We start from the raw sequence: 24,405 nt of genomic DNA, 5'->3' as shown, positions 1-24,405 counted from the left end.
CCTATCGCAGGACGATGCGCTGCAGGTCCTCCCCGACGACGACCGGACCCCGGTAGCCGTCCTTCGCCCACGCCTCCCACCGGCGGGGGTCCAGCTGCGGGTGGGCGAGGTCGGCGAGGTGACTGAGCACCAGCTTCTTCGCACCGGAGCGCTGGGCGACGGGGCCGACCTTCTGCACCTCGACATGGGACTGGAGCAGGTGGTCGCGCAGGGCGGGCGGCAGGGGCGCGTCCTGGACGTTGATCGCCTCGTGGACGAGTACGTCGGTGTCCTGGGCGAGAGCGGGGAGGTTGTCGGTGTAGGTGGTGTCGCCGGAGAAGGTGACCGAGCCGTACTCGGTGTCGAAGCGGAAGGCGAACGAGGGGAACACCGGGCCGTGCGGCACCAGGACCGCGGAGACCCGTACCTTGTCGTCGCTCATCACCGTGAACGGCCGCATCGTCGGTGCCGTGCGGGTGTAACTGGCGCCGACGGAGGCGGGGATGCCGATCTCGTGGACGTCCATCAGCGTCGTGACGTCGGGGGAGCCGGCGTCACGGAGGAAGACGTTGCTGGAATAGGCGTAGGCACGGTGGCAGTTCTCGGTCATCGCGCGGGTGCCCGGGGTGGGGTCGGAGGGAGAGATCACCGGCGCGGAACCGCCGCCGAAGACGGGCGGCAGCCCGCCCGCCGGCCCCGGCCCGTACACCCCGACCGGCCCCGAGGCGCCCAGCGGCCCGTGGGGGTCGTTGCCGCCGAGGACGAAGTAGTTGTAGTAGTCGGCGACATGGTCGATGTGCAGGTGGGTGAGGAAGATCGCCCGGACCTTGTCGAACGCCAGCCCCGCCTTGACGAACTGGGTCACCGACGCGCGCCCGCAGTCGACGAGATATATCCGCCCGTCCACGATCAGAGCGGTGGAGATCCCGGCCCGGTCGGCCAGCGGGGGCGGCCCGGCCTGGGTGCCCAGCAGGACGAGTTCGAGCCGGGCGTCACCGGCCTTGCCGCCGGGGGACGTTGCGGCCGCAGCGGCCGGTGCCCCGAAGGCCCCGCCGGCCAGTCCTAACGCCAGCCCCGCGCCACCGGCCGCCAGCAACCGGCGGCGCCCCACCCCCGGCACGCCCGCCGGACGGGCCTCGGACGCGGTCCCGGCATGGGGCTCGATGCCCTCACATGTTCCGCACATTGCGCATTCCTCTCCGTCGACGACGCTGCTCGGCGCATCCGGGATCAGGGCCGGGGCCGGCCGCACCCGGGCGCCGAAGTGATCACGCTATCGCCGAACGGCAGTCCGGTGGAGAGCGGTTCGCCGCCTCGGTCGGCCTGCGCGGCGCGCGACCGCAGCAGCTTCTTGTCCGGCTTGCCCGCGTCCGTCAGCGGCAGTTGGTCGACGAAGGTGATATGTGCCGGTTCGTACATCGCGCCGCGTCGTTCACGGACCATGGCCCGCAGCCCGGCGGCGTCCACCCCGGCTCCCGGGGCCCGTACCACAGCCGCGTGCACGTGTTCCGTGCCGTCGCCGTCGCGCACACCGAAGACGGCGCTGTGCAGCACCTGGGGGTGGGAGTTGAGCAGGTCCTCGAGCTCGGTGGTGTAGACGTGGCCGCCGACCACGACGATCATGTCCTTGATCCGGTCGACGATGGTCAAGTAGCCCTCGGCGTCGAGGAATCCGATGTCGCCGGTGTGCAGCCAGCCGTCGCGCAGTACCTCGGCGGTCAACTCGGGCTGCTTCCAGTAGCCCTGCATGATCATGGCGGAGCGGACGCAGATCTCGCCGTGTTCGCCGTGCGGCAGGTCGTTGCCGTGCGCGTCGCGGATGGCGACGTCGACCCCGTTCAGCACCCTGCCCGCGGAGCGCAGCAGCCAGGGGCGGGCCGGGTCGTGGTCCTCGGGCCCGAGGACGCTGATGCTGCCGGACTCGGTCTGGCCGTAGCCCTGCAGGAGGACGGGCCCGAAGCGGCGTATGGCGTCGGCGATGCGGGCCGGGGACGCCCGGCAGCCGCCGTAGATCACCTGGCGCAGGCTGGAGGTGTCGGTGCGGTCCGCGTCCGGGTGGTCGACGATCCGGTACAGCAGCGGTGGCAGCAGGTAGAGGTGGGTGATGCGCTCGCGTTCGATCGCGGCGAGCACCCGGCCGGGGTCGAAGTCCTCCAGGAGCACCACGGTGCCGCCCTCGGCCAGCAGATGGTCGGCGATCAGCCCGGCGGCGTGCGCGAGGGTGGTCGCCACCAACTGCCGGGGCCGGCCGGCCTCTTCCCCGCCGGGCTCGGGCCGCAGCCTGCCGGCTCTCTCGAAGCTGGTGCAGATGCCCTTGGGGTGGCCGGTGGTGCCGCCGGTGTGGCGGATGGAGCAGATGTCCTCGGGGCGGGCCAGCCCCGATATCGGCTCGGCGGGCAGGGCCGCGGCCGACTCCAGCAGGTCGACGCCGATCGAACTGACGCCGAGGGTCAGGACGTACGGGACCGGGGCCAGGCCGGCGACCTCGGCGGCCCGCGCGGCGTACGAGGGGTCCACGACCAGCGCCCGGGTCTCCACATCGCGGACGATGGCGGCCTGGGTGCCGGCGGAGAGCCCGCCGTAGAGATGGGTGACCCGGCAGCCGAGCAGGTTGGCGGCGTAACGGACGGCCAGGGCCTCGGGAAGGTTGCCGCTGAGCAGCGTGACGGTCTGTCCGCGCTCCAGGCCCCGGGCACGCAGCGCGTGCGCCAACCGGTGGACCAGGTCGCGGAATTCACCGGCGGTGATGCGCCGCTCCCGGTGGACCAGGGCCTCTCGTGAAGGGACGGCCCCGAGCGAATCCAGAATGTCGTCCACGAAGGTACGGAAGGGCGGGGCGGCAACGGACATGTCGGATTCCTTCGGGTGTGTATAGGCGCTGCATGGCTTCATGTTCCGCGGCGCGGTACCGGGTCAGGGCGCGGGCCGGTTCCGCAGCAGGGCATCGAGACGGTCGAGCGTCCAGACCCAGGTGTCCTGGGTCGAGGGGGCGCTATGGCTGAAGCTGCCGGCCGTCTCCAGGCTGACGTAGCCGTGGATGACGCTGCCCAGGAGGCGGACGGCGTGCGTCCGGTCGGGCTCGGCCAGGTCGTAGCCGCGCAGGATCGCCCGCAGCATCAGGGAGTGCCTGACGGCGGCGCTGTCGGCCGCCGTGTCCGGATCGAGCCGGAACTGGGTGGCGGCGTAACGGCCGGGGTGCTGCCGGGCGTAGTCGCGGCAGACGTCGGCGAAGGCGGCCAGGGCGTCCCTGCCGGCCCGCCCGGCGAGGGCGGCGGCGGCCGCGTCGGCGAGTTCTTCCAGGGCGAGCAGGGCGATACGGGTCTTGAGGTCCTGGAGGCTCTTGACGTGTGCGTACAGGCTTGCGGTCCTGACGCCGCACCGCCGGGCGAGCTCCGTCGGGGTCACCCGCTCGAAGCCGAGCTCGTCGGCCAGTTCCGCCCCCGCCTGCACGACCCGTTCCGTGGTCAGGCCTGCACGCACGCGTGTCATGACTCCCCCTCACTCGATCTAACTGGATTATGTACATGCCTAATGCCATTAGGCAATCCGGTTCGTTCTCCATGAAGTCGCCGGGCGGGCAAGGAGCTTGTGCCGTCCTCGAAGCGCGGCGAAGGCGAGGTCCGCTGCAGGGGCTGCCGACAGCGCCGTGAGAAGTCCTGCCGCATGCCTGTGCAACAGACTTACCGTTTGGTAACTTTCCTCACCGGTACCCGTGGTAACGCGCGCATCAGCCATCCCTGTGACCCATTTCGCGAGCCGGGGGAGTCATGCACAGAACCGCCATACGGCAACTGGCAACCGCAGCCATCACGGCACTGGCCGTCACCGCCGCTCCGGCGACCACCGCCGCAGCCGCCCCGTCCCCGTCCGCTTCCGCGTCGGCCGCGAAGAACGACCCGTTCTACATGTACGACGGTGGCAGACCCTTGTCCTCGTTCGCACCCGGCACCGTGCTGAAGACGCGGACGCTGCGGTACCACATCGCAGGCATCCCGACGCCGGTCAAGGCGATCCAACTGCTCTACCGCACCACCGATGCCCAGGGCCGCCCGTCCGCCGGCGTGACCTCGGTGGTGCGCAGCCCGGGCGGCGACGGCCGCAAGGCGGTGTCGTACCAGTCCGCCTACGACTCCCTCAGCGCGGCGGACGGTCCGTCCCGCGCGATCGCGGGTGACGCCGGCCTCGGCGGTCTCATCCCCAGCGGCGAGTCCTTCGTCCTGGTGCCGCTTCTGCTGCGGGGCTACGACGTCGTCATCCCGGACACCGAGGGGCAGAACGCCGATTTCGCGGCCGGCCCGGAGTACGGAACCACCACGCTGGACTCGATCCGGGCCGTCAGCAGATCCCCGGAGACCGGCATGGACGCCGGCACCCGGTTCGGCCTGATCGGCTACTCGGGTGGTGCCATCGCCACCCACTGGGCGGCCGCGCTCGCGCCGAGCTACGCGCCGGAAGTCGACCGCAGACTGGTGGGCTTCGCCGAGGGAGGGCTGTTCGTCGACCCCGCGCACAACCTCAAGTACATCGGCGGCAGCCTCGTATGGGCCGGCGTCATGCCCATGGCGCTCATCGGGGTCTCCCGCGCCTACGACATCGACCTGAAGCCGTACATGAGCAGCTACGGCCTGGAGATGTACAAGAAGCTCGAACACGCCTCGATCGTCGATGTCCTGGGCCGGTACCCGGGCCTGACGTGGAAGAAGATGGCGAAGCCGCAGTACGCCGACCCGAACTCCGTGCCCGAGTTCCTCAAGGCCGTGAACAGGCTCAACCTCGGTTCGGCCGCGACTCCGACCGTCCCCGGGTTCATCGCGCAGGGCAACGGCGGCGTGGAGGAGGGAACCTTCGGCAATCTCCCGGGCATCGGGACCGGCGACGGGGTCATGGTCTCCGGGGACGTGCGGTCGCTGGCCCGGCAGTACTGCGACAACGGCAACAAGTCGATCAAGTACCGCCAGTACGACCTGCTCGGCCACTTCGGCAGTGCCGTGCCCTGGGCGCCCGCCGCGCTGGGCTGGCTCGACGACCGGTTCGCGGGCAGGACCCCTCCGTCCGACTGCGGCAGGATCCCCGCGGGCAACTCGCTGAAGCCCGAGAAGCCGGCGGTGAGTTCCGGCCGCACCCGCACGGCCGCCCGCTGAATCATCGGTTACCGGATCTCGACCCCGTCGATCACCCAGTACCAGTCGTTGGAACCGGTATAGCGGAAACGGAAGTTCACGGACGAGGCTCCGGCGGGGACATCCACCGTGACCGACTGGGGCTGGGAGATCACGTCGGAGGTGTACGACATGGCGACCGCCGGGGTGCCGCCGTCGAAGGAGGCCAGGATCTCGGCGGTCTGGCCGCCCTCGTGACGGTAGAGGGTGGTGAAGGCGAGCGTCACCGCCGCCCTGCCGCCGACGTCGTACGCCGGGGTGACCAGGGTCGAGTCGTACCTGCCGGAGAAGGACTTGTCCGCCCACTCGTCGGAGTCGGCCACCGCGAAGACGCCCCGTGCGCGGACGTTCAGCTCGCGGTACTGGTCGGGCTGGGTGCGGGACCAGAACTCGTCGGTGGTGAAGGACCAGCCGCGCCATTCGGTCACGCCGCCGGTGCCCATGGAGTCGTTGACGACCGACCAGCCGCTCGGTGCGGTGTGGGTGAAGCCGAGGACGTCCGCGGGGATGCCGGTCTCGTCCACCCGTGGCGAGAGGGAGGACCGGAGCGAGTCGAACGGGTCGGTGGAGCGCTGCTGGATCGGCCTGCCGTCCAGGCCCCAGGACGCGTCGGGGGCGATGCCGAGCTGGTGGAAGACGGTGGCGGCGACGTCGACCGGCCTGGTGTCGACCGGGCGGAGGCCAGCCGCGATGCCGGGACCCTGGGCGAGGACGAACGTGCGTCGCTCCTCGATGGAGGAGCCGCCGTGGCCGCCGCCGTCGGTGTGGCCATGGTCGGTGGTGACGATGACGGTCCAGCGCTCGGTGCCGTACGTGGGACGGGCCTTGATCGCGGCGAGGAGGCGCCCGAGGTAGCCGTCCTGGACGTCGATGGCGTCGAGGTACTTCCGGCTGGCCGCGCCGTTGTTGTGGCCGATCTCGTCGGTCTCGCCGAAGTACACGAACAGGGCGTCGGGGTTCTGGTTGCGCAGGACGTCCTCGGTCTGCTCGGTGATCAACTTGTCGTTGACGGCGTAGTCGTTGTTGTGGACGAGCTTGGCGTCGGCGCCCGGTGTGACCGTGCCGTGGGTGTCCAGCTCGGGCCAGTCGACGGCGGCGAAGAGGGAGAGCCCGGGACGGACCTGCTTCAACCGGGCGAGGAAACCGGGATATCTGGCGTAGTTCTTGCCTGCGAAGGTGTTGTCCTTCACGCCGTGCTTGTCCGGCCACACGCCCGTGCTGACGGTCGACCAGCCGGGGCCGGAGGAGGTCGCGGCCATCGGGTTCGCGTACAGCAGCGAGGTGCCGTATGTGCCGTTCGCCATCAGGGACTTGAGGGCGGGGGCCTTCGCCGCGCCGATCCGGTCGTGACGCAGCCCGTCCATGCCGACGACCAGCACTTTGTCCTTGCTGATGCCGTTGGGGAGCGTGGGGGCGGCGGCACGGGCGGCGGGGGCGGTGAGCGTTCCGCCGACGGCGACCGCGGCCGTGGCGGCGCCGGCGGTGAGCAGGGTGCGGCGGGATATGCCCGGCATCGGCATGGAACTCCTCCGTCGGAGATCTTCGTCGGTGTGGGGACAGCGCCGATGCCCCGGTCGGCCCGGGGGAGCGCTGGTCCATACCCGTTACCTTTCCGTGCTGTTCCGTGGGGCGCCAGGAACGTGCGGTGAACTCTTCGCTGCCCGTTGCGGACATCGGCGAGGCCGCCCGATGCGCCATCGCCGGCGGGTGACAGAAAAACACGTAGGAGATTCCCTACGTTTGACGGGTAGGGAAAACCCTACCTATCGTGGAGGGCATGAACATCACCCACACCTCCTTCGTCACCCTTCCCGTCGCCGACCAGGACCGGGCGCTCGCCTTCTACACCGACGTGCTCGGATTCGAAGTGCGGGCGGACCGCCAGGTCGGGCCCGCACGCTGGCTGCAGGTCGCCCCCGAGGGCGCCCGGACCGTCTTCACGCTCTCCGGCCCGGGGATGGGCGATTTCGTGCCCGGCTCCGCGCAGGGGATCATGTTGGTCACGGCCGATGTCGACGCCGACTGCGCGAAGCTCGCCGCGGCAGGTGTGGACGTGAACGGCCCGGAGGACGCCCCCTGGGGGCGGATGGCCGGCTTCCGGGACCCCGACGGCAACGGCCTGATGCTGCTCACGGAGAAGGAAGGCTTCTAGACGCCATGGTCACGACGGGTGCCGACGAGGACCGCGTGTTCGCCGCGCTTGCCAACGGCACCCGCCGCGAAGTGCTGCGGCTGCTGCGCGAACGCGGCCCGCAGCCCGTCCAGGCGCTCGCCGACCACTTCGCCATGCGCCGCCCCAGCCTCTCGGAGCACCTCAAAGTGCTACGGGAGGCCGGGCTGGTGTCGGAGACACGGTCCGGGCGGCAGCGGATCTACCAGCTGGAAGCCGCCCCCCTGGCCGAGGTGCAGGAGTGGCTCCATCCGTACGAGCGGTTCTGGCGCGACAGGCTCAAGGGCCTGGGCGAACTGCTCGACCGCATCCCGGACGATGAGACATGACCTCCGCATTCGACAGCCCCGAAGATCCGGACGACCTCACGACCGTCCGGGTCGACCAGTTCCTCGCCCACCCGCCGGCCAAGGTCTGGCGCGCCCTCACCGAGCCCGAACTGATCGCCCAGTGGCTGATGCCCGCGGACTTCCGCCTCGAGATCGGCCACCGCTACACGATGACCTCCTTTCCCCGCCCCAACACCAACTTCTCCGGCACCGTGGAGGCCGAAGTCCTCGCGTTCGAGCCCGGGCGGATGCTCAGCCTCCGCTGGGCGGACGCCTCCGCCGCCGACGCCGCCGACTGGACGATCACCTGGACCCTGGAGCCGGAGGGGCGCGGCACCCGCCTCTTCCTCGTCCACGAAGGATTCGACCCGGACGACCCGGCCCAGATGATGGCCCGCAAGATCATGGGCAGCGGCTGGCGCACGCACATCATGGACGCGCTCCAGAACGTGGTCGGTCATCTGTAGCCTCCAGGCCGCATGCTTGGAGCGGCCCTTCTGCTGCGGGCGTTCGCGGAGCGGGTCAAACAACCACGCCTGATCGGCGTCGAGTACAGGTCCCATGTGAACGTCCGCGGACCCGAGCGGCTGATCATCGGGCACTCCGGGGCGAACCGGCAGGATGCTTTGGAGTCGGCCGGCGCGGAGCTCAGGTCGTCGTCAACAACCTCGGCTCGGCGACGGACGGAGCCGGAGGGTCGGTGCGCCCCGTCACCGGGCCGGCCGCCCGAGGTGAGCACCACGAAAGCTTCGACGCTCTCGCCGCGCAGTTCGTCGGCCACCGCCGTGACGGGCGCGTCGCGAATCCGTCGGCGTGATCAAGACCCGGCGTGCCCGGGCCCTCACCTTTCCCGACGAACTCGCCGCGTTCCGCCGCACCCCGCCCGAGCCCGGCGGCGTCCCCTGCCGTCGTCCCCGGGCCTCGGCCGCCGGTTACCCGTCGGTTCTCCGGAACATCGTCCGACCGGCCGGTCGACACCTTCTCTCCTCGATGTCATCATGGAATGACATCAGGCGATGACAATATCGGGTGAAGGGGAATGCCATGGTGAGCGTGGAGATATCCGGTCCTCCGCGACGGCAGGGCCTGCTCGCGCCGTCCTTGGTCTTCTTCGGCATGGCGCTCGCCGTGATCAGCAGCCTCGGCGCGCCCCTCGTCCCCGACATCGCCGCCGTCTACGGCGTGCCGCTCGCCGACGCCCAGTGGACCCTCACCGTCACGCTCCTCGCGGGGGCGGTCGCCACGCCCGTCATGGGGCGGCTCGGCGACGGGCCGTACCGGCGGGCCGTGACGCTGGGCTCCATGGCCCTGGTCCTGGCCGGGGGCGTGCTGTCGGCGCTGCCGCTCGGCTTCGGCTGGCTGGTCGCGGGGCGGGCCCTGCAGGGCGTGTCGGCGGGGCTCGTGCCGCTGGCCATCGCCACCGCCCGCGACGCCCTGCCGGAAGCCCGGTCACGGACGACGCTCGCCCTGCTGTCGATCACCACGGCAGCCGGCGTGGGCCTGGGATATCCGCTCACCGGACTGATCGCCCAGAGCGCCGGCATCCGCGCGGCCTTCTGGTTCGGCGCGGGCATCAGCGCGCTGTCCCTCCTGGTGGCCTTCGCCGTCCTTCCGTCCAGTGCACGTCTCCCGCGCAGGCCCTTGGACGTGCCCGGAGCGCTGCTGCTGGGCGCCGCGGTCACAGGACTGCTGCTGGTGCTGGGCGAGGGCGGCCGATGGGGCTGGGACTCGCCGCGGACGCTCGGTCTGCTGGGCGGGGCACTGGCACTGCTGGCCTGGTGGGCGGCGCACGAGCTGCGGACCGCACACCCGCTCGTGGACCTGCGGCTGCTCCGGCACCGCTCGGTGCTCACGGCGGACCTGGTCATCCTGGTGGCCGGGGTCGGGATGTATCTGCTGATGTCGATGGTGACGCGCTTCGCGCAGACCCCGGTCACGGCGGGTTACGGCTTCGGCGCCTCCGTGGCCGTCACCGGCCTGATCCTGGTGCCGTTCTCGGCCACCGGTCTCGCGGCGAGCAGACTGGTACCGGTCCTCGTCCGCCGACTGCCTGTACGGCTGGTGATGGCCGTGGGGTGTGCGGTCTCGCTGCTGTCGATGGTGGGCTTCGCCCTGTTCCAGAACGGTCTGTGGGGCCTGTTCCTGGCCATGGGCCTCTCCGGCCTGGGCATCGGGGTGACCTTCTCGGTGATGCCGTCCCTGATCGTCGAGGCCGTCCCGGCGCACGAGACGGGCAGCGCCATCAGCTTCAACCAGCTGCTGCGCTGCGTCGGTTACGCGGTGGGCAGCGCCCTGAGCGCCACCGTCCTGCAGGCCCACACCGCGGCCGGGCAGGTCCTGCCGGCCGTCGGGGGCTACCGGTCGGGCGCCCTGCTGGGGTGCGCGGTGTGGGCGGCCGCTATTGTCCTGTCCGCCGCCCTGCCCGGAAGGCGGCGGGCGAACGAGGAGGAGCGGACGATGGTCGTGGAGGACGGTACGGGGGCGGCCGCGGAGCAGCGGGCCCGATGACCGGTCCGCGTTCCGCCCGGCGCCCGTACGACTCGGCCCGCAGCCGCGAGCTCCTGCTCGCGGCGGCCGGCGAACTGTTCACCGAGAAGGGCTTCGACCGCACCACCACCCGGGACATCGGCGAACGGGCCGGCGTGGACGCGGCGCTCATCGCACGCTACTTCGGCGGCAAGACGCAGCTCTACCTCGCCGTCCTGCGGACGTGGTCCGAGGAGGCCGTGCCCGCCGACCTGTTGAGCGACGGGCGCCTGCGCGCGCTGCTGGCCCGGGCGGACCGGGGAGAACTGGGCCCCGTCCTGCGGACCGCCGTCGTACCCCACACCGACCCGGACATCCAGGACGCCGCGCGCACACAGCTGGACGCCCGGCTGGTGGGCCCGCTCCACGACCGCTTCACCGCCGAGGGCCGCTCCCGCCCGCGCCTGCGGGCCGAACTGGCCGTCGCAGCCCTCACCGGTATCCTGCTCGCCCGTTCCACCGGGGCACTGGCCGAACTCGCCGACGCCGACCCCGACGAACTGCTGCACCTCGTCCACGACTTGCTCGCATCACCGTCCGCGGGGGACGACGGCAACTGAGGCCCCTCCCGGCGGCGTCACTCGACGACGAGCTCCACCGGGATGTTGCCGCCATGCCGCGGCGGAGTACGGACAGGCATGGTGCGAACTGCGCGGCGGGCCGGTGCGGTTGAACCTCTTCGCCGCGGCGGCCGACGGCAGGACCGGTGTGCCGGTACCGTCCGCCGGAACCACCGAAAGGAATCCCGCCGTGTCCGCCACCCCCGCCACCGAACGCTCTGTCAGCTCGTCGATCACACGGTTCGGTCTGGGGACGGCTACAGCACGCTCAGCCGCGGCGAGGGCGCGGCGGGCCGGTGTGGACGGTGTGGCTGTGGTCGGGCGCGGCCGCCGGGGCGGCGCCGGGAGAACGGGATGTCAGTGGTGGGTGCCAGGATCCCTTGCATGGACACCTCTTCGCAGTCTCGTCATCCCGCTCCCTCCGGTGCTGAGCCGCCCGCGACCGCGGTCCCCGACGAGAGAGGGGATCCGCAGGACGCGGACGGGCGGGACGACCCGGACGCCGGAACCGATCCCGGTGCTCAATGGGTGGGGCTCCTGCACCGGGCCGCGGAGAACGGAAGCCCCGAGTCGGTGCGCGAATTGGCACGACGGGTCGCTGATGTCGACCGGCCCGACGAGTGGGGTGAGACGGCCCTGTGGAAGGCCGTGTGTCATGGGGCGGAGGCGAACGTCGTCGAACTCCTCGCGGCCGGGGCGGACGCCTGGACGCCCCGTATGGGGCGCTGGTCACCCGGCCGCCTCGCGTTGACCACCCGGCTCGCGCCGCTGTTCGCCGCCGGTACCCCCGAGCACGCCCGGCTCACCGAGGCGGAACGGGCCGCGTTCGCGGCGGCCGACGGACAGGCCGCCGCTTTCGGCGACGACCTGTACACCGAGGGCATCTCCGCCGCGTTCCTCTCCGGCGTCACCCTCCCCGAGGCCATGGTCCGGCTCGGCGCCGACCCGGACGACCCGGGCCCCACCGCGTACGACCCGTACGACGACTGGGACCACAGCTCCCGATTCGTCGCAGCGACCGCTGTACCGGGCGGCTGCGCGCTGCTCCAGCCGACCTACTACGGGCTGTACACCGACACTTGGCTGGCCGCCCTGACCGACGGTGGCGGGCGGGCCTACGGCCTCTACTTCAACCCCAAGGGCGGTGTCTTCGGCACGCTCGCCGAGAACGGAGTCCCCCTGCACGGCGAGGAGATCGGTCTGCCGCCGCTCGACGCGGACGTCCCCGCAGGCCACTGGACTCACCGCTTCTGGCTCTGGGACAGACCGGCACGGCGCTGGAACAACAACGAGCTGGCCTACGCCTGCCACCAAGCCGGCATCACCGTCCCCGACGCCCGCCCGATCACCGGACCGCCCGACCGATGGATCGAGATATCCGAGGACAGCGCCTTGGTCGACGCATAGCACCCCCATCCGGGCCAGGCTCGATACAACATGGCCGCCCCGATACCCGGAGGCCCGGCGGGCAACCACAGCGTCGCCCTCCAGACCGTCTGATCCGGCCGCTGCCAGTGCCCCTGCCTTGTTGGTGATATCCACCGTGTTTCGGTACAGACGGACGGAACTGGTGTGGTCGATCGCCCGGTTCGGTCTGGGTACGGCTGCGGGCGGGCGGCCCGGCTGCATCACGCTCGGCCGTGATGCTGGTCGTTGTCTTCCCGGACAAGGGAAAAACCTGGTGCTCGTATCCATGGCTCCGGCCATAATGCGCAGATCGGCCAAGGACGTAAGACGCAGAGCGAGCAGTAGTGGACCACCACGACCATGCGAACGGGGCGGAGCCGTGCGCGCTGTTGATCACTGGCACCGTCGGTGTCGGCAAGACCTCTGCCGCCGATCTGCTGGGAGATCTTCTCGCTGACGCAGGCGTGCCGCACGCGGTGATGGACCTGGACCGCCTCTGCCAGTCGTGGCCCGCCCCTGAGGACGACCCGTTCAACTCCGGCCTGCTGCTGCGCAATCTGCGCGCTCTGACCACCAACTACCTCGACGCCGGTGCGCGGCGGTTCATCCTGGCGGGGGTGGCTGAGAACGCGGCCGACCGCGACGGCTTCCGGGCTGCCGTCGGCATGCCGCTCACCGTGTGCCGCTTGACGGCGGACCTCCCTGTCGTGCACGGGCGGCTCAGGCGCCGCCACGAAGCCGACAACGACCCCGGCTCCCTGCCCTGGCATCTGGAGCGGGCCGGCCGGCTCCAACAGGTCCTCGACCGGGCCGGCATCGCCGACTTCAGCATCGACACCACCCGTGTCCCGCTCCCGGCCGTTGCCTCCGCCGTTCTCAAGGCCGCTGGGTGGGCCTGACCCGACGGATGGCGGATCACGTCGGCCTGTCGGTGGTCGGTGTCGAGGCCGGCGCCGGCGCTTCCTGACCCCGGGGATCGTCCCGGACTGCCCCAACCAGCGCGTTAATCACCTGTGCGGGCGGAGGAATCGTCTCCCACGAGGGGGCGAGGGACAAGCAAATGCTGCGGGTGCTTCCCGGCGCGGAGACCGGTGCCGGGAACAGGGTGTCACCTCTCGGGGCCGTCGGGTGAAGTTGCCTGATCAGCCGTGACGGTGGGCGGCGGGAGCGTAAGCGCCCGCCCGGGCCCGCCCGGGTGCACGGTCGCCGCCCGGTCCAGGCCGAGGTCCCGGTAGACGGCGTCGCACACCGCGATGAGCCGCCGCTGGTGGTCCTCCTGCCAGGTCTTGCCGTTCAGGTGCAGGGCGACCACCAGACCCGCGTCGGGATCCGCGAACGCCGCCGAGGTCCACAGACCGTAGTGGCCGAAGGAGCGGAGCGACGCGTGGTGGCCGAACGCCGTGCACTCCTCGGCGACGTAGCGGGATTCGACGCGGAAGCCGAGGCCCCAGTCGGCGTTGCCGAAGTCGTCCCGGAGGCCCACCCGGTGACGGGCGGTGAGGGCCGCCACGGTCTGCGGCCGCAGGATCCGCCCCTGCCTGCCCAGCCCTCCGTTGGCGAGGGCCTCGAAGAAGAGACCCAGGTCGGCCATGGGACCGCGCATGTTGAGGCCGTGGACGGGCCGGGTGCAGGAGGCCTCGGTGGCGAACCAGTGGGTCGGCTGGGACGGCAGCCCCCCGCCCGTGATGTGGATCAACGGCAGGCGGCCGGCGAGCCGTTGGTACTCCTCGGGCGCCAGCACCACCCGTGTGTCCGTCATCCCGCACGGCGTCAGGATCTCCTCCGCCAGGTAGCGCTCGTAGTCCCGGCCGTCCACGGCGCGGACGACCTCGGAGAGCAGGAACCAGGCCCACCACGGCGCGTAGGTGATCTTCGACCCCGGCGTCGCGTCACGGGGGACGGCCATGGTCCGCACCTGCTCGCGGCGCAGCGGCAGCGGAGCCGTCATGCTGCCGTGCAGCGGGTCGAGCCCCATGGGGACGACGGAGGTGTGGGTGAGCAACTGGCGGAGGGTGACCGTCTCCCGGCCGTCCCCGGTGAACCAGGGCAGATAGGCGGCGACCGGGTGCTCCGGGTCCAGCAGGCCCCGTTCCCAGAGCTGTCCGACGGCCACCGCGCCGAACGGTTTGGAGCAGCAGTACCAGATCGGCAGGGCGTCACGGGTGAAGGGCACTCCGGGCCGTGCCTCGCCGAGGGCCACGGACACCGTGGTGTCCGCGCCGGAGACGTACAGCTGGGCCCCGGGGGTGGTCCGCCCGAGCTCGTGCCGCAACGCGGCCATCGTCAGGGGAAGTCGCTCCCGGGCGTGGTCCAGGGCCTCGCCTTCGGCGACGGCCGGGTCCCCGGCGGAGGCCGCCCCGCCCGTCGGTTCCGGCCCCCGGGGCGGCGGACCCGCGGTCAGCTCCCGCAGCCGGGCCACCACCCCGGCCGGGTCCTGCTGGAGGACCCGGTCGAGGAAGAAGACGAACAGGAAGACGCCCTCCAGCCGCAGGCCGCCGTGTTCGAAGAGCCGGACCCGTTGCTCCCCGTCGCCGAAGAGCAGGACGAGGGCGTCGGCCCGGCTGAGGGCGAGCGTCATCGCCGGGCGCTCGCCCCACTCGCCCGCGGTGAACTCCAGTGCTCCGGTGGCCATGTCGGCCAGGAGCAGCACCCGGTCGGCGACGTCCCCCGAGGCGTCGGTGAGGCGCAGGCCGATACGCACCGCCGAGCCGGAGCCGGGATCCGGGGCGTGCGGCGCCGCCACGGTGGCGGCCATGCGGAGCCACGCCGCGGAGAACAGGGCGTGCGGAGCCCCGGGCATACGGCTCATACGGCCCTCGCGACGGTGAACCGCACCTTGTTGACGCTGGTCAGACTCCCGTCCGGGGCCCGCAGCCGGTCGAGTTCGGCGTTCACGGCGGCGGTGGCCTCGCCCCTCGCCCCGTCGGGGACGCTCTCCCAGAACTGACGGCCGGCGGTGGACCACACCCAGCGCCACCACTGCCGGGGGCCCTGGAAGCGGGTCACGCAGTCCGTCTCCACCGTCTCGGCACCGGTGAACCCGCTGTCCGCCAGCAGGGAGTGCAGGGCGTCGACGGAACGGAACGGGCTGTCGTCGGGGAGCCGGTGGGCGGAGGCCGCGCCGTAGGGCGCGCTCGCGGCGAAGACCGGGTCCCAGCGGGCGTCGGGGCGGCCCCACCAGGAGACCGCGAGCCGGCCGCCCGGTGCCAGGAGCGTCCGGTAGCGGGCGGCGGCGGCATCGGGGTGGGGGAAGAAGAACAGCGAGATCCCGGCGAGCACGGCGTCGAACGAGCCGTCGGCGGGCCCGGTGGCCGTGCCGTCGGCGTCGGTCCACTCGGCGGTCTCGGCGTCGCCGACGACGGCGCGGGCCTGGGTCAGCCCCTGCTCCGCGATCGCCTCGCGGGCCCGCTCCACCATGCCGGGGGACAGGTCCACACCGGTGACCGAGCCGTGTGGGCCGACGGCGAGCGCGGCGGGCACGAGGACGGCACCGGTACCGCAGCCCACGTCCAGGACGCGTTCGCTCTCCCGCAGCCCGGCGCGCTCGACGAGCTGCCGGCCCAGGGCGTCGAAGTGGGAGACGCCGACCCGTTCGTACGTCGGGGCGCTGCGGTCGAAGAGCTGGGCCAGCGCCCATTTGAGTTCGCCGGTCGGAGTGCGGCGCAGGATCTCGGTCACGAGAGGCTTTCCTTTCCTGGGATTCCAGGGATTCCAGGGATTTCTGGGGTTCCTGAGGAGACTGGGGTCCCGGTGTCGCCGGGCCGGACGGCCCGTCCGGTCCGGGCGGAGGCGTAGACGGCGAGGACCACGTCGAGGGCGCGCCGCCCGGCCTCCGCGTCCACCAGCGGGGACCGCCCGGCGGCGATCGCGTCGCAGAAGTCGGCGAGCTGGTCGCGGTGCGGCTGGTAGAGGAGCCCGATGGAGTCCCTGGTCCCGTCCGCGGCGAGGGAAGGGCGGTGGGCGTCGGCCTGGTTCCCGGCCCCGTATGCGCCGTAGGCAGTGGCCTGTTCCCCGTCCTGCGCCGCGTGGAAGTAGGCCAGTTCGTCGTTGTCGATGACCACGGAGCCGCGGTCGCCGTGGACGGCGATGCGCGCGGTGCGCCCGGGGTAGGCGGCGGTGGTGGCCAGCAGGGCGCCCAGCGCCCCGTCGGCGAAGCGCAGGCTCGCCGTCGCCACGTCCTCGACCTCGAGGCCGTGGTGGGCGAGGAGCGCCGTGTGCGCGGCGACCTCCTCGACGGGGCCGGCGAGCCACATGGCCAGGTCGACGGCCTGGACGGCCTGGTTCATGAGGGCGCCGCCGCCGTCCAGGGCGCGGGTGCCGCGCCAGGTGCCGCCGGCATAGTAGGCGTCGCCCCGCCACCAGGGAACCTCGATGAGCACCGAGGTGACACGCCCCAGCGCACCGTCCCGGACGGCGGCCCGGGCGAGCCGGGCGGCCGGGTCGAACCGCCGCTGGGAGACGACGCCGACGGTGCGGCCGGTGCGCCGGGCGGTGGCGAGGAGCCGTTCGACGGCGTCCCGGCACACGTCGACGGGCTTCTCCAGCAGGACGTGCTTGCCCGCCTCCAGCGCGGCGGTCCCCAGCTCGGCGTGGGTGCCGCTCGGGGTGCAGACGACGACCGCGTCGACGTCAGGGCGGGCGAGCAGGTCCGCCACGTCCAGGGCTTCGCAGCCCAGTTCGGCGGCGAGGGCGCGGACGGGGGCCGGGTTCCGGCCGGCGACCGCCACCAGGCGGGCCCGGTCGGCGAGTTCGCCGTCCCGGCGGGTGAGCAGCCGGCCCAGGAACCCGCCGATGCTTCCGCAGCCGATGATGCCGAAGTTCAGCACGGTGCCCTCAACCCGCCACCGGGGCGATGGAGTTGCCGAGGTAGTTGGGGAGCTCGGTGAGGCGCTGCTGCTGCCGGTCGAGGTCGACCGGGTACGACTCCCGGTAGCGGCGGGTGACCTCCCGGACCTGCTCCCAGGTGGTGGGCCGGGCGCCGTCGTTGTAGTCGGCGGCGAGCCGGTCGTAGAGGGTGGTGCCCGGGCGCAGGTAGAGCTGGTTGATGCCGAACCAGGCAGGCATCTTGGCGGCCCAGTCCACCAGGCGGCCGGAGACGCACGCCTCGTCGTCGGGCAGGCCCAGCAGGACGAAGGCGAAGGGGGTGATGCCGGCGTCGCGCAGCTTGAGGATGGCCTGCTCGATCTGCTCCTCGCTGACCCGCTTGTGGACGCCGGTCTGGGCGATGGCCGGCGACTCGGCGCCCAGCCACATGCCCTGGCAGCCGGCCGCGGCCCACTCGCGCACGTCGTTCTTGAGCACGACCTCGGCCCGGGTCTGGCCCACCCAGCCCAGACCGCGGCCCCGCAGGCGCCGGCACAGGTCGCCGTAGAAGGACTTGTTGATCCCGAAGACGTAGTCGAGGAAGAAGACGAAATCCAGACCCGCCGCCTGCTGGGCGTCGATCTCCGCGACGACCCGGTCCAGCGGCTGGCTGCGCATGCGGGTGCCGAAGGGCAGGTGGCAGAAGGTGCAGCCGTAGGTGCAGCCCCGCGAGGCCAGGACCATGCCGCAGGGGCCGGGCAGCGGCAGCCCGCCGGAGATGACCTCGGCGGTGTAACGGGCCGTCGGCACCAGGTCGTAGGCGGGGAAGGCGAGTTCCTCCAGCGGGAGGTTGGGGTAGGGCCGGGGCGCGCCGGCGGCCGGGGCCAGCAGGTTCCGGGGCGAGGCGGAGTCGGAGAGGACGGGCGCGTCGGCACCGGCGGCCAGGTCGCGCACGGCGGCGACGGCGGCCGAGTCGGTCTCGCCGAGGGCGACATGGTCCACGCCGAGCTCCGCCCGGGTCGACAGGGGCAGATGGGTTCCGTGCGGACCGACGGCGATGGTGCGGGCCGTGGGGAACAGGGCCTTGGCCCGGTCGACGGCCGTGCGGACCGGGGCGAGCTCCAGGGGGTAGCACTGGGCGCGGTCGGCGATCGCGGAGAAGACGATCAGCAGGTCGAACGCGTCGCCGGGCGGCGTGTCCCGGAGGCGCTGGTCCCAGACGGCGACCGTGTGGCCCTCCGCGCGGAGGTGCCCCGCCGCCGTGACGGCGTCCAGGGGCAGCTGAACGAAGTACTGGTCGAACGGGTTGCTCGGAATGACGAGGCAGATTCGGCTCATGGGTGCGTCTCTCTCACGGTGGGGTGGCTCACAGGCGGGTGGGCAGGGCGGCGGTGGCCGCGTCGGCGGGGTGCCGGGCCAGGGCGGCCAGGCGGCCGATGCGTGCGATGGGCCGCAGGTCCGGGCAGGGCCGGGCACTGTCGTCGAGGAGCGCCGTCAGGGAGTGGCGCAGCGCGTTCTCCAGGGGGGAGTCCTCGATCCGCCACTCGCGGCGGCCCTCGGGCCGGTCCAGGGTCAGCCGGTGGGTGTTGCGCGGCAGGGGCGTGCCGTCCGGCAGGACCACCGGGTCGAGTTCGAGGGTCAGACGCACGGGTCCGGCCTCGACGCGGGCCAGGCGGTGGCGGCTGTCGGCCGCGGGCGTCGTCCTGACGGTCCAGTGCGGCGCGGGCGCCTCGGGGCCGGGGTCGTGGCCGACGACGGACGAGTACAGGTCGATCTCGGTCCCGTCCAGGTCCACCACGTCGTGCGCGGCGGTGCTGGTCAGTTCCGGGTCGCGGGCGATGCGCACGGAGCCGTGGTCCGGGTGCCGCACCAGGTAGCGGTGGTAGGCGTCCTCGGGCAGGAAACGGCCGAGAAGGGCGAGCATGTGCAGCCACTCGTAGCCGAAGACACCGTAGTCGTGGTCGACGAAGCGGCCGGCCGCGATGTCCTGGCGGCGGTCCTTGCCGAAGGCGACGCGGATCGCCTCGACGGGGTGGCGCGGGGCGTACTCGTCCTTCACCGCCCGCAGCAGGGCCGGCGCCTCGGCGTGCGCGTACTGGTTCATCACCACCAGCCGGGCCCCCTCGTGCGCGGCGAGCAGCGCGGCGAGCCGGGGGCCTTCCCAGGAGCGGCACACCGGTTTCTCGACCAGCAGCCGGGCGCCGGGGTCCCGGTCGAGGACGGCGGCCACCGTCGGCACGTGCGCCGCCGTCGGCGTGCACACCGACCAGACGTCCACCGGCGGGAGTTCGGGCACGTCCTCGACGCGCGCGGCCACCGGGAAGGGGAGCAGCCGCGGGTCGGCGGCCGGATCGACGACCGAGACGGTCGCCCCGAGACCGGTGAGGAGCCGGTGGTGGAGCCGGCCGGCGACGCCGAGGCCGACGACACAGACGTGGGTTCCGCGCGGCCTACCGGGCATCATGGTCCCCGCCGTGCTCGAGGACGGCCGGGAAGCAACGGCCGGAGGCCAGATAGCGGGCGTAGTACGCCTCGAAGAGCCCCGCCTCGTCGACGATCCGGTCCACGGGCTCCAGGTGCACCCCCGCGGGGAACCGGCCGAGGTCCCGGCACAGCTCCTTGGCGGCGAGCAGGGTCCCTGCCCGGTAGGCGTCGTAGCCCCGGTTGGCGATGCCTTCGTACTCGAAGAGGTTGAGCGAGCGCCCGTCGCCCAGGACGGTGACCGTCGCGCCGTGGGGGAGTGCGTACACCACGCCGACGTGCGGGATCTCCGTCGCCCGTGCCTCCCGGTGGCCGTCGGTGAGGACGGCGAAGTCCTTGGTCGCGAACCCGGCGAGCAGCACCCCGTCCGGCAGCAGCGGAACGTCCCGGGCCGCGATCGCGGTGCCGCCGCTGCTGCCCACGACGAGGAACGGGACGCGGTGCGCGAGGGCCTCGGCCACCGTGCGGTGGGTGTCGAAGCCGTCCTCGGCGGCGGTGATGAGGGCCAGGACGTCGGTGTCCACGACGCTCACCCGGCAGCCCAGCGCGCGCAGCGCGTGGGCCGCGCGCGTTCCGAGGGTGCCGTAGCCGAGCAGCAGGACGTGCCGGCCGATGAACTTCTCGCCCGGCACGATGGCGCGCAGGCGGCGGATGCACGAGTCGGCGATCTCGTTGTACCCGAGCCGGGACTTCAGCCGGGACCGGGCCATGTTCAGGACGGGAACGGCCAGTTGTCCGGGGGCCGCCGCGATGCGCTTGAGCCCGCTGACCGTCAGTTCGATGGCCGCGTCGACCCGTTCGGAGGGGCCGCCGTCCGTGCCGTAGCCCTGGGCGAGCAGCCCGCCGTCGTCGATCACCAGCACCTTGCGGCCCGCGGCGTGGGCCCGGCGGACGAAATCGGCGACGCGGGCGTCGACGGCGAGCGCGTGACCCCGTTCCGCCTCGGTGGCCGTGCCGTTGATGACGGAGTTGTCCAGCACGTCGCTGCGGTAGCCGCGGCGGAGGAACCAGGCGTGCACGCGGTCGCGGTGCGCGGTCCGGTCGCCCTTCGACAGCGCGTAGATCCACGCCGGGTCCACCCCGGCCCGCTCCATTCCCAGGAGGAAACCGACGCTGTTCTCCACGTAGTGGTCGCGGAAGACCAACGCCCAGCCGGACAGCGCCGGTTCGGGGGTCGCGTACCGCTCGACCAGCGGCATGCCCGCGACGATGGAGGCGATCTCGGCGTCGGTGTAGCACCGGGTGCGCTGCCGGAGGTCCTCCGTCAGGGCGTCGAACAGCGTGCGCACGGCATCGGTGAGCGGGCCGGAGACGGACAGCAGAACCTGCTGTTCCCCGGGATCCCCGACGACGGGGTCCAGGGTGCCGGGACCCCGGTGCGGCAGAAGACGGCTGCGGACGTCCACCCGGGCGCCGTCGAGCCGTACGGTGCACGCATCCGGCCCGTGTGCGACGACGGTGCCCGCCCGGGCGGGATCCCCGGCCCCGGCATCGAGGACCGACCGATCGAGGACCGACCGCACGGACTCCAGGAGTTCGCCCGGGCCCAGACGGCCCTCGAACACTTCGTACAGCCCCAGGGGATGGGGATCCGCCACCACGCCGTCGCCCGGAGCGAGGCCCGGTTCCAATTCCGATACCGACATGTATCCACCTGCTGTCTTGCGGGGGTCACTGGTACGGGCCGCCCGTCGGCACCCCGTCCGGGCGGTGCCGGAACGACGGGCCGGCCATGACCGACACCCTGCGCCACCCCTTGATCAGCAGGCATCCGTCACATGACGGGCCTCGACAACCAAGTAATGCAAGTCACATCAGTCGGTATAGGGCGAATAAAGCGCATTGATCGGAGAATGCATCCGTCAGCCGACGTAGATCAATAGGGGGGACCCACGTGCTGATCGGACGAGAACGCGAACAGAGCGAACTGTCCGCCGTCATCGCGGCGGTGCAGCAGGGCACCAGCGACTGCCTCCTGCTGCGCGGCCCCGCCGGCATCGGCAAGAGCGCACTCCTGCACCACATGGCGGAACAGGCCGGCCCCGGCATACGCGTCCTGCGGGGGATCGGCGTGGAGAGCGAGGCGGAGTTACCTTACGCGGCCCTCCACCAACTCCTGCGCCCCCTCGCCCCCTTCGGCGCACGACTCCCGGACCCCCAGGCAGCCGCGCTCCGCTCCGCCTTCGGCATCGACTCCGCACCCGCCGACCGATTCCTCGTCGCCCTGGCCGCCCTCGCCCTCCTCTCCGAAGCTTCCCGGGGCACGCCCCTGCTCCTGCTCGTCGACGACGCCCACTGGATCGACACCCCCTCCTCCGACGCCCTGCAGTTCGTGGCCCGCCGCCTCGGAGCGGAAGGCGTCGCCGTAGTCTTCGCCGCCCGCGACGCGACCCCCGACGGATCCCCGGCCTTTCCCGCCCCCGGCGTGCGCGAACTGCGCGTCGGCCCCCTGGACCCCGACGCCGCCCGTTCCCTGCTCGCCCGCCGCCTCCCGGCCGCCGCCCCCGCCACCCGCGAACGCGTCCTGCGCGAGGCCAACGGCAACCCCCTCGCCCTCGTCGAACTCCCCACCGCCCTCAGCCCCGGACAGGTCAGCGGCGAAGCCGCCCTGCCCGACGAACTCCCGCTCACCGAACGCCTGCAACGGCTCTTCCTCCACCGCGCGGCCGACCTGCTCGCCCTGCCCGGCAACGCCCTCCTGCTCGCCGCCGCCGAGCACAACGGCGACCTCGCGGTCGTCCTGCGCGCCGCCGAGCACACCGAACGCGCCATGGACGAACTCTCGACGGCCGCCACCCGAGGACTCGTCCACCTCGACCAGCATCACATCCGCTTCAGCCACCCCCTCGTCCGCTCCGCCCTCCGCCAAGGAGCACCCCTCAACGAACGCCGCGCCGCCCACCTCGCCCTGGCCGGAGCGGTCGGCACCGGCGACGACCGCCACGCCTGGCACCTCGCGGCCGCCGCCGTCGGCTTCGACGACCACTCCGCCGGCCTCCTCGCCCAACTGGCCGACCGGACCCGCTGCACCGGCGGCGTCGCCACCGCCGCCAAAGCCCTGCGCCGTGCCGCCGCCCTCGCCTCCGACCCCGGCACCCGGGCACGACTGCTGACCGACGCGGCCGAATGCGCCTGGAAAGCCGCCGAACCCCACCAGGCCCAGGCCCTCCTCACCCAGGCCGAGTCGCTGGCGGGTACCCCCGCGCTGCGCGCCGGACTCCTCCGGGTCCGGGGCGCCATCACCCATGCCTCCGAAGACCCCGCGGACGCCTGCGCCATGCTCCTCGAAACCGCCCGGCTGACCCGGGACACCGACCCCCGGCAGGCCGGGGAATCCCTGGTGATGGCCGCACGCTCGGCCTGGATCGCCAACACCCCCGAGCAACTGGCCGACATCGCCGACCTGCTGGAAGGACTGCCCTCCACACCGGCCACCCGTGACGCCCGCCGGTTCGCCGGCCACCTGCGGTACGTCGGCTCCGTCACCTATAACGAGCGACCACCCGGACCGGCCGGAGCCGACACACCCGTCACCTGGCTATGCCCCAACCACCCCAGACCCTGGGTGTGGCCCCCCGTCTTCCTGCCGCACCTCCTCGGCTCCACCGGACCCGTCCTCCAGGCCCTCCAACACGCCGCGGACGCCCTGCGCAAAGAGGGCGCGATGGGCACGCTGCCGATGACCCTCGCCCCGCTCGTCTCCCTCCAACTCCTCACCGGAGACTGGTCCGCGGCCGGCACCAACGCCACCGAAGCCCTCACCCTCGCCCTGGAGACCGGACAACTGGGCCCGGCCGGCCACCTGCGCGCCATGCTCGCCTGGATCGCCGCAGCCCGGGGCGACAGCGACCGCTGCCGCCAACTGGCCACCGCCTCCCTCGACATCACCGTGCCGCGCCGGGTCTCCTCCGCCGTGGCCCTGGCCCACTGGGCCCTCGGACTCGACGCGCTCGCCGCCGGCCGCCCCCACGACGCCGCACGGCTCCTCGGCGAGATCTGCACCCCCGAGGGCCCGGCCCACCACTACATGGTGCGCCAACTGGCCCTCCCCGACTTCGTCGAGGCCTGCGTCAGAGCCGGCGAAGCGGACCGGGCCCGGGCGGCGCTCGACGACGAAGCCCCGCACGTCCCCCCGCACTTGCGCCCCGACCGCCGCTGCCGGGCTCTGCTCGCCCGGGGGGACGACGCGGAGGAACATTTCCTCGCCGCACTCGAGGACGCCGGACCCTCCGCCTTCGACACCGGACGCTGCCACCTGCTGTACGGCGAGTGGCTCCGCCGCAACCGCCGGATCAAACAGGCCCGGGACCACCTGCTGCGGGCCGAGGAACAACTCGACACCGTGGGGGCCGCCCCATGGGCGGAACAGGCCCGCGCAGAACTGCGCGCCGCCGGCACCCGCACCGCGCACCGGCCACCGGCCGGACCACCGGCCACCGACGCGCTCACGGCCAGGGAACTCCAGGTCCTGCGCCTGGCCGCCCAGGGACTGAGCAACAGCGAGATCGCGGTACGCCTGTTCGTCAGCCCCCGGACCGTCGGCTACCACCTGTACAAGATCTTCCCCAAGCTCGGCGTCACCTCCCGGGCGCAGTTGTACGGGCAGTCCTTCGGCTGACCTGCGGCCCCGGGCCTGTCCTGTGACCGTACATCCGGGGTGCGGGCCGCCGGACGGGTGTGATGCCTGGTTCTGCCAGTCGGCGTTGCTGCTGGAGGGACAGTTCCGTCCAGAAGTCCGCCCGGCGTTCCGCTACTTCCCGAGGCCGTCATTGTCGTGGAGGCCGCGGAGGCGTTCCTGGACAGCACGACCAGTACGACGTGCTCCACAGTGCACCGAGACCATGAAGAAGGGGCACCGGTGCCCCGACGGGGCAGGGAGCCCGGCCCCGTCCAGGAATCCCTCCTCCTGGAGGTGCCGGAGACGGGGCGGAGCCGGACTGCAGGGCGTCGGTCTCGCCGGTCCTGGCGGCGCGGACGCTCAACCTGGCTGA

The 24,405-nt window shown here is 72.4% G+C and carries 19 protein-coding genes; 9 read left to right on the top strand and 10 right to left on the bottom strand.

Going from position 1 to position 24,405, the window contains the following annotated elements:
- Position 1 precedes the first annotated feature (1 nt).
- The 3 genes from AB8735_RS00140 to AB8735_RS00130 all read right to left on the bottom strand — a co-directional run bounded on the left by AB8735_RS00140 (position 2) and on the right by AB8735_RS00130 (position 3,468).
- Positions 2-1,165 (bottom strand): MBL fold metallo-hydrolase, encoded by a 1,164-nt coding sequence (locus AB8735_RS00140; protein WP_372404152.1) that lies wholly within the window; start codon positions 1,163-1,165, stop codon positions 2-4.
- Between the two features lie 44 nt (positions 1,166-1,209).
- On the bottom strand, positions 1,210-2,829 hold the full coding sequence (locus AB8735_RS00135; RefSeq protein WP_372404150.1) for an AMP-binding protein: 1,620 nt from the start codon (positions 2,827-2,829) through the stop codon (positions 1,210-1,212).
- 63 nt (positions 2,830-2,892) lie between these two features.
- Positions 2,893-3,468, bottom strand: a complete 576-nt coding sequence (locus AB8735_RS00130) for a TetR/AcrR family transcriptional regulator (RefSeq protein ID WP_372404149.1) — start codon at positions 3,466-3,468, stop codon at positions 2,893-2,895.
- Between the two features lie 278 nt (positions 3,469-3,746).
- Here AB8735_RS00130 and AB8735_RS00125 point away from each other — a divergent pair, with 278 nt between their 5' ends.
- Positions 3,747-5,120: a lipase family protein gene (locus AB8735_RS00125; protein WP_372404147.1), complete on the top strand. Its 1,374-nt coding sequence runs from the start codon at positions 3,747-3,749 to the stop codon at positions 5,118-5,120.
- A gap of 8 nt (positions 5,121-5,128) precedes the next feature.
- Here the strand turns inward: AB8735_RS00125 and AB8735_RS00120 are convergent, their stop codons facing one another.
- Complete coding sequence (locus AB8735_RS00120) at positions 5,129-6,658, bottom strand: alkaline phosphatase family protein (RefSeq protein ID WP_372404145.1); 1,530 nt, start codon at positions 6,656-6,658, stop codon at positions 5,129-5,131.
- Positions 6,659-6,915: 257 nt separating this feature from the next.
- Between AB8735_RS00120 and AB8735_RS00115 the strand changes: the two genes are divergently transcribed.
- The 7 genes from AB8735_RS00115 to AB8735_RS00085 all read left to right on the top strand — a co-directional run bounded on the left by AB8735_RS00115 (position 6,916) and on the right by AB8735_RS00085 (position 13,029).
- The gene (locus AB8735_RS00115) at positions 6,916-7,290 is read left to right on the top strand and encodes a VOC family protein (protein WP_372404143.1); all 375 of its coding nucleotides are present in this window, start codon (positions 6,916-6,918) and stop codon (positions 7,288-7,290) included.
- Between the two features lie 5 nt (positions 7,291-7,295).
- Positions 7,296-7,637, top strand: coding sequence for a metalloregulator ArsR/SmtB family transcription factor (locus AB8735_RS00110; protein ID WP_344021348.1), 342 nt, complete (start codon positions 7,296-7,298; stop codon positions 7,635-7,637).
- Positions 7,634-8,104: an SRPBCC domain-containing protein gene (locus AB8735_RS00105; protein WP_372404141.1), complete on the top strand. Its 471-nt coding sequence runs from the start codon at positions 7,634-7,636 to the stop codon at positions 8,102-8,104. Before AB8735_RS00110 ends, AB8735_RS00105 begins: the two co-directional genes overlap by 4 nt.
- Positions 8,105-8,681: 577 nt before the next feature.
- Positions 8,682-10,145 carry an MFS transporter gene (locus AB8735_RS00100; protein ID WP_372404139.1) on the top strand — a complete coding sequence of 488 codons (1,464 nt, stop codon included), beginning with the start codon at positions 8,682-8,684 and terminating at the stop codon, positions 10,143-10,145.
- A complete protein-coding gene (locus tag AB8735_RS00095) occupies positions 10,142-10,723 on the top strand; it encodes a TetR family transcriptional regulator (RefSeq protein WP_372404138.1) in 582 nt (193 codons plus the stop codon). The genes AB8735_RS00100 and AB8735_RS00095 overlap by 4 nt, the downstream gene beginning before the upstream one ends.
- Before the next feature lie 384 nt (positions 10,724-11,107).
- Positions 11,108-12,130, top strand: a complete 1,023-nt coding sequence (locus AB8735_RS00090) for an ankyrin repeat domain-containing protein (RefSeq protein ID WP_372404136.1) — start codon at positions 11,108-11,110, stop codon at positions 12,128-12,130.
- 389 nt (positions 12,131-12,519) lie between these two features.
- Positions 12,520-13,029 (top strand): hypothetical protein, encoded by a 510-nt coding sequence (locus AB8735_RS00085; RefSeq protein WP_372404134.1) that lies wholly within the window; start codon positions 12,520-12,522, stop codon positions 13,027-13,029.
- 209 nt (positions 13,030-13,238) lie between these two features.
- On the opposite strand, the gene AB8735_RS00080 is transcribed toward AB8735_RS00085, so the two are convergent.
- From AB8735_RS00080 to AB8735_RS00055, 6 genes are read right to left on the bottom strand one after another with little or no spacing between them, the layout of a single operon-like run.
- Positions 13,239-14,939 carry a serine hydrolase domain-containing protein gene (locus AB8735_RS00080; RefSeq protein WP_372404133.1) on the bottom strand — a complete coding sequence of 567 codons (1,701 nt, stop codon included), beginning with the start codon at positions 14,937-14,939 and terminating at the stop codon, positions 13,239-13,241.
- Positions 14,936-15,808: a class I SAM-dependent methyltransferase gene (locus tag AB8735_RS00075; RefSeq protein ID WP_372404131.1), complete on the bottom strand. Its 873-nt coding sequence runs from the start codon at positions 15,806-15,808 to the stop codon at positions 14,936-14,938. The genes AB8735_RS00080 and AB8735_RS00075 overlap by 4 nt, the downstream gene beginning before the upstream one ends.
- Positions 15,805-16,956, bottom strand: coding sequence for a Gfo/Idh/MocA family protein (locus tag AB8735_RS00070; RefSeq protein WP_372404129.1), 1,152 nt, complete (start codon positions 16,954-16,956; stop codon positions 15,805-15,807). Before AB8735_RS00070 ends, AB8735_RS00075 begins: the two co-directional genes overlap by 4 nt.
- A gap of 7 nt (positions 16,957-16,963) precedes the next feature.
- A complete protein-coding gene (locus AB8735_RS00065; protein ID WP_372404127.1) occupies positions 16,964-18,271 on the bottom strand; it encodes a radical SAM protein in 1,308 nt (435 codons plus the stop codon).
- A gap of 28 nt (positions 18,272-18,299) precedes the next feature.
- Positions 18,300-19,397: a Gfo/Idh/MocA family oxidoreductase gene (locus AB8735_RS00060; RefSeq protein WP_372404125.1), complete on the bottom strand. Its 1,098-nt coding sequence runs from the start codon at positions 19,395-19,397 to the stop codon at positions 18,300-18,302.
- Positions 19,384-21,060: a hypothetical protein gene (locus tag AB8735_RS00055; protein WP_372404124.1), complete on the bottom strand. Its 1,677-nt coding sequence runs from the start codon at positions 21,058-21,060 to the stop codon at positions 19,384-19,386. The genes AB8735_RS00060 and AB8735_RS00055 overlap by 14 nt, the downstream gene beginning before the upstream one ends.
- Before the next feature lie 248 nt (positions 21,061-21,308).
- On the opposite strand from AB8735_RS00055, the gene AB8735_RS00050 reads away from it, so the two are divergent.
- Positions 21,309-24,032, top strand: coding sequence for an AAA family ATPase (locus AB8735_RS00050; protein ID WP_372404122.1), 2,724 nt, complete (start codon positions 21,309-21,311; stop codon positions 24,030-24,032).
- Positions 24,033-24,405 lie beyond the last annotated feature (373 nt).

The organism is Streptomyces luteireticuli, assembly GCF_041519305.1.
Taxonomy (GTDB): Bacteria; Actinomycetota; Actinomycetes; order Streptomycetales; family Streptomycetaceae; genus Streptomyces; species Streptomyces luteireticuli.
Note: the sequence above shows the minus strand (reverse complement) of the source record. Positions and strands in the feature narration are given on the sequence as shown.